The following is a 13,914-nucleotide window of genomic DNA, read 5'->3' as shown; positions in this document are numbered from 1 at the left end:
GATGTTCAACTTTAATGGGGGATTGGCTAAGGCATTTTGCAGTTCATCGACCAGGCCAAGATCGCCGTTAAGGCCGGCCGGGGGGGCGATGGCATCGCTGCTTTTCGCCGGGAGAAATATGTGCCAGCCGGGGGGCCCTCAGGCGGTGATGGCGGCTGGGGTGGTGATGTGGTGATGGTGGCGGATAGCAATCTGCAAACCCTGCTTGATTTCAAATACAAACGTTTGTTTGAAGCAAATGATGGCCGCAGGGGAGGGCCGAACAAATCCACCGGAGCCAGTGCAAACGACCTTGAGATCAAAGTGCCCTGCGGCACTGAAGTGCGTGAGTTACCAAGCGGCATGTTGCTTGGCGATTTGGTGGATGAGGGGGAAAAACTGATAATCGCCAAGGGTGGCAAGGGGGGGCTGGGCAATGCCCATTACCTGAGCAACCGCAACCGGGCCCCGGAGAAGTTCACAGAGGGCAAAGAGGGCGAGCAAAGAGAATTGCAATTAGAACTAAAACTTTTAGCTGAAGTGGGTTTAGTGGGCATGCCAAATGCCGGCAAAAGTACCCTTATTTCAGTGTTATCAAGTGCCAGGCCAAAAATTGCCGATTACCCCTTCACTACGCTGGTGCCAAACCTTGGCGTGGTGCGCCGTCCCAGTGGCGATGGCACAGTATTTGCCGATATCCCTGGCTTAATTGCAGGGGCGGCCAGGGGGGCTGGGCTGGGCCATGATTTCCTACGGCACATCGAACGCACAAAGTTATTGATTCATTTAGTTGATTGCTCAACCAGTGATCCCCAAGCTGATGCAATTACACTATTAAATGAATTACAAGCCTATGGCCATGGGTTACCGGAGCGGCCCAGGATCACAGTGCTAAGTAAAAGCGAATTAATAGATGCGGAACAGCAAAAAGAAATCCAAACAAACCTGGAAACAGCTCTACAACAAAAGGTTGCCTTGATTTCAGCCGCCACTGGATATGGCCTCACCAGCTTGCTGCAGGCGGTGTGGCTAGAGCTTGGCATTGAAAATCCCTAACTGGGAAATTGATTGATTAATCAAACCAACTGATTGGCCCAGGGCATGAATCGCTCCAATTGCTCTTGATTACAGGCCGCCAGCGTTGGATAACTGGCATCAGCTTCTGCAGATCCCTTGGTTAAAGGGAAAGGCGGTGCTGCCATTGAGCGCAGGGGGCACTGCAATTCCTGCAGCATCAGCCACACCGCAGCGATGTCCCACACCTTGGGGGTGGCTTCCAAGGCCGCGAGCATCGTGCCTAAACCAACCCCAAGCAGATTGAGGCTTGCCACACCAAGCATGCGGGTTTTAGCTGGAAATGGTTGCTTAAGGCTGCCTAAAACCTTGATTGAACGGGTGCAAAGGCTGGCGCAACTACAGCCGTGGCGTGGTCCGCCGGGGCTAGCCAGGGAAACCCCATCGCGCCACACCCCCTTGCCCTTGATGGCAACAAAGCGTTGACGCAAGGGCGGCACATCCAAAATTGCCGCCACGGGCTGACCGCCAGCAAAACGGGCCATGGAAATTGCCCAAATCGGCAAACCCACGGAGAAATTTGTAGTGCCATCAAGGGGATCCACCACCCAGTAACAATCTTCCGCAGGCACCACAGTGCTGCCTTCTTCACTCAAAAGGCCATCGCCGGGATAAATACGAGCAAGGCCAGCGGCCAAGGTGCTGTCACTCCATTGATCACAGGCGGTAACGAGGCTGCCATCGGCTTTAAGAGCACTGCTGATCTGGCCGAAATCCTCCCGCTGGCGATCAGCCACCAGATCAACCAATTCAAATAGGGCTTGCCACTGGTGATCAACAGGGAAAGTGTTTTGGGGCGAGGGGTGCAGCTCAGGCATCAAGGTCTAGGGCAAGTAAATCGCCAAGGGCCCGTTGCACCCTTTGCTGGAATAAGGCGGTGTCAACTCGTAAAAGCAGGATGCCCGCCAGCAACAAGCCAAAGGCCTGCAGCAGGAACACACTGGCATAGGCGCCGTAGCTGTTTTGATTGCCAAAGAAACCGCCAAACAAACTAAGTAATCCACCGCCAGCAACTGTTGCAAATCCACGGGCATAGGCCTGGGCTAATCCCCACAAGCCGATAAAGGTGCCCGCCAATTGGGGGGAGGTGAGGCCAAGCATCAAGGTGAGGCAAGCATTTGTGCCAACGCCTGCTCCGTAGCCAAATAGAACAAGGGCAAATTTAAAAAGTGGCACCGATTGCAACAGGCCAGAGGCTGCAATTGCCACTAGAAAAACAGCCGAAACAACCCCACCGATAAGGGCGGTGCGTTGGGGGCCAAGCCTTGGCACCAGGAGAAACCCGGTGCTGGCAATACCCACCAAAGTACCCATGCCCCAGAGGGCATTTAGCCTGGTGGTATCACATACGGTCATGTTGAAAACGGCGCCGCCATAGGGCTCAAGTACGGCTTCCTGCAGAAATAAGCTGAAGGTAAATAAACACAGCACACAAAAGAAATAGGCCACTTGTGGGTCGGCCCGCAGCAATTTAATCGAATCACTAAAACCCAACTCTTGGATCTTGCGTGAGATGGCAGTTGCTGGTTTTGGGCCATTGGTAAGCGAGGGTTCAACCCCGATTACCGCAACTAAAATCAAGCCAAAAATAACAATTGGCGCTACTACCGTGAGCTCGCGAACTGCGGAGATCACCAGGCTTAAATCGGTGCTGGCGCAGGCACTACCTAAAAAGCGACTGGCAAAAATTGCACCCACAACAATGCCAACCGTGAGCATCGACCACACCACCGACACCAGGGCGGGCCGTTCCCGTTCATTGGTGACATCAACCAAAAGGGCAGCAAAGGGGGTGGAACTGGCTGAGATAGCTGTGCCATAGAGCAGAAAAACCAAGGCCAGCACAAGCGAGCGCGTTAGCACCGCGGCGCTATCGCCTGCCTGGGCTGCGGCCGCCACCCACAGCACTGTGCTGCCGGCAAGCCAAAACAAAAGGCAAAAAGCTGCTGCACCGCCAAGGATGAACGGGGTGCGGCGTAAACCACCGAGCCGGCACTGATCAGAGCGCTTGCCAAACCACACCCGCGTAAAAGCAACCAATTGCTGGCAACCCAAGGCAAGGGCCGTTAACACAGCCGGCACCTGGAAATCATCAATCAATAAACGATTAAATATCCCCAGGGTGAGCACTGCCAGGGCACCTAAACAGGCCTGAAATAAACCAAGCCTGAGGGCTAAAAACAGCAAGCGGGAAGAGGGCAAGATTTTCGAGGCTATTTGGGTGCCGCTTGAATTAGGCAAGGGGAATTGGTGGGCACTGGAATAACAGGTACTTGTGTGATTGGATCCCTTGTGGGCTTAGTGGGTAATTGGGCTGGGGTGCAGCGCAGCACCCGATCAAGGCCGGTGCGCCGCTGTAATTGGGCCACGTTGGTGTTGTATCTACCAATTGCGTTGGAATAGTCAACCTCTGCGGTGGTGGCATCCCGCTGGCTATCAACAACATTGCGTTGGGTGCCAACCCCAGCTTGGAAGCGCAAACGGGCCAGGCGCAGGGATTCGCGGGTGGATAGAACTTGCCTTGATGTGGTGATTAAATTGCGGATTTGAGCCTGCAGAGAAAAATAGGCCTGCTCAACTTCATAGCGAATTGCATCCCTTTGAGTGGAAAATTTATAGGTATTTTCAGTTGCCAACTGGCGCTGTTGGCGGGCCTGGGCTGCTGATTTACCGCCATCAAATAAATTCCATTTAAGATTTAAACCAATATCTTGATAAAGCTGCTCAACTACTATTCCCATATTGGCTGGCCCGGAAACGTTTGATTGACCAAAGGTTTTATCCCAACCTGATGTGCTGAAAATACTTAAAAATGGTTGAACATTGCCAAGAGCACTATTGGCGTTGGAGTTGGCAATAGAAACATCAAGGATCAAATTGCTGAGCTCCTCGCGGAAGGCATAGGCCGCCACAATGCTCTCTTGCAAGGATGGTTGCCACACCCCCAGCAGGGTAGATGGATCAGCGGCAGTGGGCGTTGTGTTTTGGGGAAGATCAAGCAAACGGGCTAGGTCTCTGCGGGCTAAAGACTGCTGCAATAAACCCTCGGTGAGTTTTTGTTGATCACGGGCCAGCTGGGTTTCGGCCTCCATCACATCAAGCTTGGTGGCCACACCCGCCTGGAGGCGCGCCCTGGCATCGCGCAAATTAACAGAGGAGGATTGCACCGCAGATTTACCAATCCGCACCTGATCATCTGAATTTTGTAAATTGAAGTAAGAAGTTGCTGCCTGCAGGCGCAATTCGCGCAGAGTAATTAGATATTGATTTTTAGCCTTTTCAAACTGGTCCCTGGCGGCAGCAATCTGGGGAACCCGCTGGGGATTAATCAAATCCCAATTGAATTTAAGGGCAGCGCCAGCTCCATAAATTTGGGTTTGAGTTTTATAGGCATTTGCATCGTAGGGATTGTTAGGTGTGATTGCCTCACTACCGTAATTCTGGGTGCGGCTTGCAAAACTACGGGAAGGGAAACCATCCGTACTCAAATTCAAAGTTGGATACCAGGCGGAAATTTGAGCCCTTAAATTGGATTTAGCCTGTTCAACCTGGGAGGCAATTGCTTTTAATTGGGGACTGTTTACTTCAATTAATCTTTCCACTTCCCTGAGCCTCAAGGGCCGGTAATCAACTATTCGCACCTGGGCTGGGTTGGTGGGTAAGGCCAGGGGGGCAGGGGCCGCAAGATTATTTAAATCAGATGGCAAGCTAGTGGCGGCTGGTGGCAGGGCATCAGGGTTTGATTTGGGCCGGGGACCCTTCACCTTGATGGCATTGGGCAATTGCTCAGGGCTTGGATCAAGGGAATCATTGGCCCAAGCAGCCGTTGGCCCGGCGGCCAAGACGAGGGCCAGCATCAAGCTGCGCATGCGTCTAGCCACCTTCACCTTCCAGAAATTATCTGTTCAGAGAATTTAGGTTGTTTTGAGCCTTTAACGCAGGCAAGCAGCCACGACTTCAGCTGCACCCCCCACCACACAAATCGGCACGCCAAGCTTTTTTTCCACCTGCTCGAGCCTCAAATCATCAAGAAAAACCGCATCCCCCTGGCGCAACAGCACCGCCGGCAGCAGCAAAAGCTCACCCAAATCGCGATCGGCTAGCCCCTCCAACAGATCGGAGCCGGTGAGCAAACCCGTTACCACCTGATCGCAGCCCCAGTAGGGACTCGGCAATGGCTGCAATTGCAGATCGAGGCCAGCCACTTTCTTGAGGCGCTCCACCACCGGCAGCAGCGCTTCCCCCACCAAACGGCCCACCACCCAGCTGATCCGCTTTGGTGTTGCCAAACTTTTGGGTAGTGCTTTGGTAGCTTGATCAAGCTCCTCAAGGAAGGCGCGAATGCTTCCCACACCATTTTCCTGCTGGGGAAAATCGGCATAGCTAGCCCGCGGCGGCAGGGGTAAGCCAGCCATCAAATACCACTCATCCGATAACCAGGCCCAAGGGTTACCAAAGCGTTTTTTAAAACCCGCCTGCAGCGCCTCCACGGCCGCGATCGTTTGCAAGGCTGAGGGCCGATCCACGGGTATTAAGCCATCGCCATCAGGGCGAAAGCGGGTTAAACCCACTGGCACCACTGCAACAGATAACACCGCCGGCCAATCACCGGCGCCAAAACCAGCAAGATCGTTCAAGCTGGCGATTAGGGCTTCGCCATCATTAATTCCTGGGCACACCACCACCTGGGCGTGAATTTGCAGTTGCCTTTTTTGAAACCATTCCAATTGTTCCAACAACAAACCAGCCCTTTCGTTTTGCAATAGGCGGCTGCGCAGGGCTGGTTCTGTGGCATGCACAGACACATAAAGGGGCGACAGGCGCTGCTCTTCAATTCTTTGCCAATCTGCAGCGGTGAGGTTGGTGAGGGTTAGGTAGGAACCGTAGAGAAAACTAAGCCGGTAATCGTCGTCTTTTAGATACAAGCTATGGCGGCGGCCTGGGGGTTGTTGATCAATAAAACAAAAGGGGCAATGGTTATTACATTGCCGTAAACCATCAAATAGGGCTTCTGTAAAACCAAGGCCTAGGCCATCATCGGCATCTTTTTCGATTTCAAGGCGATGGATTTCACCGCTGGGGTCTTCCACCTCCAGCAGCAGTTCCTCCTCGCCGCAAAGCATCTGCAGATCAATCAAATCCCTGGGGCGCATGCCATTGATGGCAATCAAGCGATCACCGGCTTGGAAGCCGAGTTCAGCGCCGATCGATCCGGGTTCAACACTTGCCACCACAGCAGGTTGGGGCGTGGCTGCCCCAGGGTTGCTATTGAGGGGAATACCAGAACTTGGCTCCAGCCACACGGCTTTAAACCCAGCGAACTAACCCAGTGTGGGGTTTCCCGCCACCAAACCAAGCAAAAGGGCACCAAATAACAAGCGATACACCACAAAAGGCCAGGTGCTGTTGGTTTTTAAAAACTCCAGCAACCAGGCGATCGCCAACCAAGAAACCAAAGCTGCCGAACAAATTCCAATTAGCAAAGGCAGTGGGGCATAGGTGGCTCCTGCCTTGAGGGCATCCTTTAATTCCACTAAGCCGGCCAGGGTGATGGCCGGAATCCCAAGCAGGAAAGAAAAGCGGGCCGCATCGGAGCGCTCCCAGCCGCTGAGCAATGCTGCCGTGAGGGTGCTGCCGGAACGGGACACGCCTGGAATGATCGCCAGGGCCTGGGCTAAACCCACCACCAAACCATCCCCTGGTTTCACACCTGGCAACTGCAGGCGCCTCTGGCCGATCCGTTCGGCCAAGGCCAGCAACAGGGCCATCACAATCGACACAATGCCAATCGAGGCAAGGCTGCGCAGGGGTGATGCCTCATAGCCGGGCCAAAACAATTTGATTGCCAAACCCGCCAAAACAATCGGCACCGTGCCCAAGGCAATCGCCACCCCCAAACGGGCATCTTTGTGGCCCCAATCACCACCCCGCAGGGCCCTGGCGATGCCTTTAAAAACCTGGCTTAAATCGCTGCGGAAATAGGCGATCACCGCAATGATGCTGCCAAGTTGAATCACTGCTGTTACGGCCACACCGGGGTCACCCCAGCCCAACAGCACCGGCACCACCTTGAGGTGGGCGGTGCTGCTGATCGGTAAAAATTCCGTGAGGCCTTGCACTACCCCCAGCACCAAGGTGCGCCAACAGGCCTCCAACAGGGTTAAGGGGGTTGCGGGGTTCACATTTAAGAAGTTTGCGCAGCGGCACCTTACGGCTCACGGCAGTTTGTGGGCTTTTGGCTTTAAGGTTATGAACCTTTGTTCACAATTCCTTTGGCGCGTTCCGGCACCGCAACCTTGAATCAGGTGCAGCCGGCCGCTCCAACTGAAATTCTTTGGCTGCCCCAGCAGTTTCAGTTACCACTAAAAAATCAAATCTCAGCGCCACTGTTGGCCGCACTGCTGGTGTGTTTGCCGGTGTTCCTGCAGGCACCATTGGTGCGCCACCAGCCGGCCTTGGCTTCAATTTTCACTTTGCTGTTGCTGGCCATTGGCATCCTCAAAAGGGGCACTTGGGGCAATTTGTTAGTTGGATTTAGTGGCAGCTGGCTGGCTGGTTGTGTGTTTTGGGGTTGGCTCAGACTCCATCCCCTCTGGCATCTACCGGTGGAAGCCTTTGCGCTGCCCATAGCCGTGGCTGGGCTTTGGGGACCCTGGCGCCAGGCTGGACAATTTTATTTAGGAGCATTGCTCGGCACTGCCTGCACCGATGCGGCCATGGCCCTATGCGGTGTTATGCCCCTATGGCCGCAGGTTTTAGAAGCAGAACCAGCAGCAGCCCAGCAGTTGCTTGCGGAGGCGGCGGCCCTAGTGCTGCAACCCAGCCACTTGCTGGTGGTGGCAACTTTTGCCGTTGGGATGCTTTGTTTTAGCCGTTGGTTGTGGCTTAAGGGCCAAGGCTGCCGAGTGGTGGCCGCTTGCCTTGCCACCACATTGTTGGTGGATGGAATTTTCCTATTTCTGGCCCTGCTCAGCCCCCAATTCAGCGGCTTGGTTTGAAGAACTGCGAATGGATGGGCCAATAACGGCTAAGCATTGCAAAGGCTTCTGTAACGTTGCTGTTTAGACCTGCTACGGCCCCGCATGACCAGGCTCAACCGTTGGCTTGCCACCCTGCTCTGCAGCGTTTTGCTATTTAGTTGCCTTTTGGGCCTGCAGCCCCAACTGGCCCAAGCAGACGAACTGCGCAATCTGGCCGACGACAAAATCGCCCAGGCCCAGGGCAAGGTGGATCTAAACAACTCCTCAGTGCGTCGCTTCCAGCAATTCCCAGGCATGTATCCCACCCTTGCCGGCAAGATCGTTGTGGGAGGCCCCTACACAGATGTTGATGATGTGCTCAAGCTTGATCTGAGCGAACGCCAAAAGGAATTATTCGAGAAATATCGCTCTAATTTCACTGTTACCCAACCTGAAATCGCCCTAAATGAAGGGTTTGATCGCATCAACGACGGGCAATACCGCTGATCGCTTCATCTACCTACCCCCCAGATACTGATCCCTTCCCAATCGTTTGGGATGTGGTTGTGGTTGGGGGCGGAGCAGCTGGCTTGATGGCGGCCTTAGAGCTGCCCAAGGCCCTAAAGGTTTTACTGCTTTGCCGCGATGGGGAGCCCCGCTCCGCCAGCCGCTGGGCCCAAGGGGGACTTGCCGCTGCGGTGCGTTCAGACGACAGCCCAAGCCTGCATCGGGCCGACACCCTACGGGCCGGTGCAGGCCTAGGGGAACCGGCAGCGGTGGATTTATTGGTAAAAGAGGCGCCTGGTTGCGTTGAGCGGCTGTTGCAACTTGGCCTGCAACTAGACCGTGATGGCAGCGAATTGAGCACCACCCTGGAGGCGGCCCACAGCAGAAGGCGGGTGCTCCATGCCCAAGACCAAACGGGCCTAGCCCTGGTGGAGCTGCTGGAGCAACGGCTGAAAGCCCAGGCCAATGTTTGCTGCCTGCAGGGGGGGCTTGCCACACAACTTTGGCTAAAAGCAGGCAAATGCTGTGGGCTCCAGCTGATCTATGGCGGCCAGCTCGGTTGGCTGCAGGCGGGGGCTGTGGTGCTGGCCACCGGTGGTGGTGGCCACCTATTTGCCAACACAACAAATCCAGCCAGCGCCCGCGGTGATGGGGTGGCAATGGCCTGGGAGGCCGGGGCAGTGCTGCGGGATCTGGAATTTGTGCAATTTCATCCCACGGCCTTAATGCATCCCGGGGCACCCCATTTCCTGCTTTCAGAGGCATTGCGGGGGGAGGGGGCTCAACTGTTGAAAAGCGATAGAAAACCGCTTGGGGCCAGTGAAATGCTGCCCCGGGACCAACTCAGCCGCGCCATGGTGCGGGAAATGCAACGCAGCGCTGAGCAGCGCCTCTGGCTGGATCTCAAACCGGTGGGTGTAACAAAGCTGCAGCAACAGTTTCCAATGATTCTGAAGCGCTGCATCGAGCTAGGGCTTGCGCCACTGCAACAACCATTGCCTGTGGCACCAGCGGCCCACTACTGGATGGGTGGTGTGGCCACCAACCTGGCAGCAGCTTGCTCAATAGCTGGTTTATATGCGGTTGGCGAAGTAGCCAGCAGCGGCATCCATGGGGCAAATCGCTTGGCAAGTAATTCCTTGAGCGAATGCTTAGTGATGGCCCATCAATTGCGAATGCTCAACCCCTTGAGCAACCCTGTTGGCCCAAGTTTCAACAAAAAAGTGAGCAGCTTGAATTGGAATTGTGAGCAAACTTTAATGCTGAAGGCCCAGCAAGCAAGCGAAAAGCTGCGGCGGCTCTGCTGGCAAGTGGCGGGGGTGGAGCGCTGGGGCAGCAGCCTGGAAGAAGCTATAAAAATAGCCACAACAATTCAGCAGGAATTAAATCTATCAACGATTTTAAAACCAATTTTAGAACAGCCCCAGGGTGAATTACATAATGTTAACGAGGCACAACTAACGCAATTTGAAGTTTTATGGGATCAACGCCAACGCAATCTAGTGAGTTTGCTTTTACTTAAAGCCGCTGCTTTTCGCGAAGAGAGCCGCGGCGGTCATTTTCGCCGTGATGCCCCCGCCGCTCTGCCCTATTGGTGCCGCCACAGCCTGCAAAGAATAGGCGAAAAGCTTTCCACTGCTGCTGTGGGCGAAGCAATTAATTAAAGCTAAAGCCTTAAAAAGCTCGATCACCTTTATAGGCGCTTAAATCAGCCAATTGACTAAGCTTTTTTACACCTGAATCAAGCTTGCCATTGATTTCCCAGCTGGGGAAACCATCAATTTTTTTTGCTTCGCACAGGGCCGCCTGGGAGTTTTTGCCATCCACAGCGCATTCAACAACATTCAGCTTGGCCGTGGCTTGTTTGCCAAACAACTCCTTTTGTTCATGGCAATGGGGACACCAATAGGCTGAATACATCGTTGCACCCGTATTAGTTAGGTGTTCCGCCAAAGCAATCTTGGCTGGATTGCTCTGCTTAATTACCACTGGGGGAACACCTTTTTCGGTTAAAACAGCAGGCCTATCGGCAGCAGCGGCCCAGGCCAATGAGATCAACGCAACTAATAGAGCGCCAATTACCGAGCGAAATATCAACTGGCCAACATCCTGCCATTCCCTACCGAAATAATGAAAAAGCAAAAGGGCAATACTAAGTGCTGCAGATAAAAAACAAAATGCGCAAATTGCTTGGATTTTAAACAGCATTAAGCCCACTAATACAAGGCTAAACACCGCCATTGCCAGGCTGATAAAAAAGCCTAGGTGCCAAAACAAATCTGGATTACGGCCACTGCGGCGGGCGCCAAGGCCAGCCTTAGTTGATATCGATTGGCTACTTAACCATTGCTGCAGGGCCGGGATCAAGGGCAAAAGGCATAGCAACACAAGGGAGGCATAGGCAAAAAAGCCAAACAGGGCAAGCGGTTGGCCCGCCACTGTGCCCCAGGCGCTATTCAGCACCTTGTTGCAACCGCCAGCAGCACCGGGGCAGCTGAGTTCACCAATTACACCCCAGCTGGAAAGGCTGATTGATGCGGTGTCGATGGCGCCGATGGTGGCAAGGGCCCCCATCACTGGCCTCACCCAACGGTGCAATACGGTCTCTGGGCGCTGGCGAGTGGTTGTCAAAGGGCTGACTAGCTGATTTTGATAGTTTGGCATTGAACGCCTACCCCTTGAAAGGGGGGAGGCTGCTACTGCCGCTCCATTGATACACCCAGGTGCTGTTGCTGTTATCAAAGGTTTGCGCGCCAAGCAAATCTGCGTAGATCTGGGGGAAACGGGCCAAGGAGCCATCGCCAGTGCCAAGGGCAGAAACCTGCAACTGATCAGAAGGTGATGCCAGTTTGGCGGCTAGGGAATCAAGGCTTCTGTTCATTGCCAGTTGGGTGAGGCTCCATTGATCCACGCCAGCGGCCGTGGGAGTAACCCTTGAATTACCCGATTGATCGTATAAACGCCCAGAGGAGAGAATTCGATCACCACCCAACTCCGCAGGCAAAGCAACTGCGATGCCGGTGGAGCCCCGCTCCGGCCGGTTGTCCCACCAATAACGGCGTTCGGGGCGGCCATCGGTACTCATGGCAACAAGCGTTGTATCTAATGAACCTGGCGCAGTTGATTGCAATTGTGCCTGGAGCAAATTATTTAAACCAGTGAGGGCTCCTAGGATTTCAGTGCCGGCATAAAGATTAGAAGCAAGCGTATTTGGCCCCTGGTAGTAATCAAGCTCGCTTGGGGCGGGCAAGCCACGGGCGATCCAGTTTGGATTTGAGGCGATGCTGTTTCCATAGAGTTGATCAGGCGTTTTAGTGAGCAGCACCTGCTGAGCTATAGATATGCCCTCATCAACAGATGTTGTTGTTATCTCAGTTTTCTGGTACTCAACAATATATCCATATTTTATAACATGAACATTAATCTTGCCAGCCAAGATGCCATCGGAAGGGTTGTCTGCCAGCTGATAAGAAGCCAAAGAGTTAGCGATGAGATCGCTACTATTTAGCAACACATTATTTATCGATGAATCATCAAAATTAAAGAAGGGAGAATTAGAGCCGGTGTAATATCCATAGCCAGCAAGAGCTGCCGCCTGCTGCAGGGCAATAAAGGCAGAGCGATTTTGAGTTTCAAGGCGTGTTTGATTGCTAGCGGCTGCTGTGGCAGGGTCGGCACCTTTCATCGAAGTGGAATTATCCAACAACAAATAAAGATTTACGGTTGGATGTTGCCCCACCTGGGTTGGGCTATCTGCAACTTCAATGCTATGTAGGTGGCTATCTAAATCGCCATCAACATCACTAACTTGCAGGCGAAATTTCAACTTGCCAGATGTGGCGCCAGCATCTGCCTTAAAAGCCCATCCAGCTGATTTAGAAGCTTGACTATCCCAAAATTTAAACCTACCAAAAGCTTTCCCATTAGAATCTCGAATTGCCAAACCACTGTTTGGGCCCGTGCCATCAAGGGCTGCAGCGGAGGTAGGCGTAAACAGTTCATCTGTGGATTCGTTTCCATCAAGGTTAAGATCAACCCACAATTGCCAAGTTTTAATTCCTTCAAGCGCGGGTCCGGCGGCAAGGCCATCGGCGCCTAAAGCCGAATCAAGGCCAAGACCTGCTATTGATGATCGCGCTTCATTATTAGTTGCTAAAGCACCCCAGGTGCCCTGCACCTGGCCGCCAGGGGCTGTGCGAGTAACGGTATCAGTATCAGCAAAGCTCTCACCATTAAGGGCAATGATTTGAACTTCTTCACCTGAATCTGCGTAGGGATCAGCTATCCCCACCCGAGGAACATCATCATAAATTCGTAATTTAATAACTTCAGTTACAGATGGCAATTCGGATTGAACACGCTCGAGAACAATTGGAAGATTAGCAAAATCCAATGCTGAATATTTGTTATCCGCTTGAGTGCTGGAATGGGTAATTAAATTACTTAGCAACGTGGCTGAAATTGGAACACTGGGAACAAGGGGATCTGTAGTTAAATCAATTGCTCCCAAATTAATTTCAGCCACTTGAATCGGCGCCGCTACAGCTGCATTACTAGATTGCCAAACCTGCAATGTTGTGGCTTGATTAGTTAGCTGGAAAGTTAATCCAGGCGCATTAGCCTGGATGGAAGTGAGCCTTGAGGAATCGAAACGTATCCCAGTAACTGAATCAGAATTGAGATTGATTTTTATTGTGATACCGGCACCTGTTGCGATGGTGTTACTGAAAGTGGGTGTATAAGGAGAATCTGGCCCCACAAAAGGTATGGCTAATGCATCCTCATTGAGTACCAGTTGTCCACCACTTGCTCCTAAATCAATGCTGGCGGGCTTGGAGATTACAATCGAATGGAAAGCAGATCTTTGATCGCCATCGGCATCTTTAACAGCAACATGAAAATCCAAATTGCCGGCAGATCCATCTGGGGCATTAGCAATAAAAGACCAGATGCCTTTGCCCGTAGCAAAATCAACAAAAACATCAAAACGGCCAAAGCCTTGAATATCTAAAAAGCCAGCAGGTAGCGAATTATTAAGCGATATGGAACTACCATTGGCAGCAAATTCAACAGTGTGAGATCCCTGATCGGCTCCGGGTTGAACAAGAAAAGAACCAATGAGGGGAATAGTGGAACCAAAATAGGTATTTGTGCCGCCAATTAATTGCAACTCAGCTGGCATATCATCAAGAACAACAATGCTAGAAGTTGCTTCAGCCACCTGCCCATTGCTTGCCATTGCACGTAATGGAACCCCAGTAATTTTAATAGCACCGTTATAATCTCCGGAAGCTAATGCTTCGCTGTAATTATCATCAGCTGCAGCATGGTGAGGAAGTGGTGCCAGCAGGGTAACTTTCAAGGGCAATTCAGCACTGCTATTAGCTGCAACAAG

At 52.8% G+C, this 13,914-nt stretch carries 11 protein-coding genes; 4 read left to right on the top strand and 7 right to left on the bottom strand.

The features are described 5' to 3' along the window. Positions 1–36 precede the first annotated feature (36 nt). On the top strand, positions 37–1,035 hold the full coding sequence (gene obgE, locus KBY68_RS09220; protein ID WP_255096908.1) for a GTPase ObgE: 999 nt from the start codon (positions 37–39) through the stop codon (positions 1,033–1,035). A gap of 20 nt (positions 1,036–1,055) precedes the next feature. Here the strand turns inward: obgE and KBY68_RS09215 are convergent, their stop codons facing one another. From KBY68_RS09215 to KBY68_RS09195, 5 genes are read right to left on the bottom strand one after another with little or no spacing between them, the layout of a single operon-like run. Then, a complete protein-coding gene (locus KBY68_RS09215; RefSeq protein ID WP_255096906.1) occupies positions 1,056–1,871 on the bottom strand; it encodes an inositol monophosphatase family protein in 816 nt (271 codons plus the stop codon). Beyond that, complete coding sequence (locus KBY68_RS09210; RefSeq protein WP_255096905.1) at positions 1,864–3,255, bottom strand: BCD family MFS transporter; 1,392 nt, start codon at positions 3,253–3,255, stop codon at positions 1,864–1,866. The genes KBY68_RS09215 and KBY68_RS09210 overlap by 8 nt, the downstream gene beginning before the upstream one ends. 11 nt (positions 3,256–3,266) lie before the next feature. Further along, a complete protein-coding gene (locus KBY68_RS09205) occupies positions 3,267–4,934 on the bottom strand; it encodes a TolC family protein (RefSeq protein WP_255096903.1) in 1,668 nt (555 codons plus the stop codon). Positions 4,935–4,985: 51 nt separating this feature from the next. Continuing rightward, positions 4,986–6,356: a TIGR03279 family radical SAM protein gene (locus KBY68_RS09200; RefSeq protein ID WP_255096901.1), complete on the bottom strand. Its 1,371-nt coding sequence runs from the start codon at positions 6,354–6,356 to the stop codon at positions 4,986–4,988. Between the two features lie 18 nt (positions 6,357–6,374). Then, on the bottom strand, positions 6,375–7,235 hold the full coding sequence (locus tag KBY68_RS09195) for an undecaprenyl-diphosphate phosphatase (RefSeq protein WP_255096900.1): 861 nt from the start codon (positions 7,233–7,235) through the stop codon (positions 6,375–6,377). Between the two features lie 75 nt (positions 7,236–7,310). Between KBY68_RS09195 and KBY68_RS09190 the strand changes: the two genes are divergently transcribed. The 3 genes from KBY68_RS09190 to nadB all read left to right on the top strand — a co-directional run bounded on the left by KBY68_RS09190 (position 7,311) and on the right by nadB (position 10,183). Beyond that, positions 7,311–8,051 (top strand): DUF3120 domain-containing protein, encoded by a 741-nt coding sequence (locus KBY68_RS09190; RefSeq protein WP_255096899.1) that lies wholly within the window; start codon positions 7,311–7,313, stop codon positions 8,049–8,051. 84 nt (positions 8,052–8,135) lie between these two features. After that, the gene (psbU, locus tag KBY68_RS09185) at positions 8,136–8,519 is read left to right on the top strand and encodes a photosystem II complex extrinsic protein PsbU (protein ID WP_106500568.1); all 384 of its coding nucleotides are present in this window, start codon (positions 8,136–8,138) and stop codon (positions 8,517–8,519) included. A 53-nt stretch (positions 8,520–8,572) separates the two neighbouring features. Then, positions 8,573–10,183, top strand: coding sequence for an L-aspartate oxidase (gene nadB / locus KBY68_RS09180; protein ID WP_255096897.1), 1,611 nt, complete (start codon positions 8,573–8,575; stop codon positions 10,181–10,183). Between the two features lie 10 nt (positions 10,184–10,193). On the opposite strand, the gene KBY68_RS09175 is transcribed toward nadB, so the two are convergent. Together KBY68_RS09175 and KBY68_RS09170 are read right to left on the bottom strand one after the other, a co-directional pair. After that, positions 10,194–11,150 (bottom strand): vitamin K epoxide reductase family protein, encoded by a 957-nt coding sequence (locus KBY68_RS09175; RefSeq protein WP_255096896.1) that lies wholly within the window; start codon positions 11,148–11,150, stop codon positions 10,194–10,196. 40 nt (positions 11,151–11,190) lie between these two features. Beyond that, positions 11,191–13,914: hypothetical protein (locus KBY68_RS09170; RefSeq protein ID WP_255096895.1), on the bottom strand; the 2,724-nt coding region annotated here is incomplete at its 5' end.

It is taken from the genome of Synechococcus lacustris Maggiore-St4-Slac, from assembly GCF_024345595.1.
GTDB classification, from domain to species: domain Bacteria; phylum Cyanobacteriota; class Cyanobacteriia; order PCC-6307; family Cyanobiaceae; genus Synechococcus_D; species Synechococcus_D lacustris.
The sequence above is the reverse complement of the archived record's forward strand: the minus strand, read 5'-3'. Positions and strand labels throughout refer to the sequence as shown.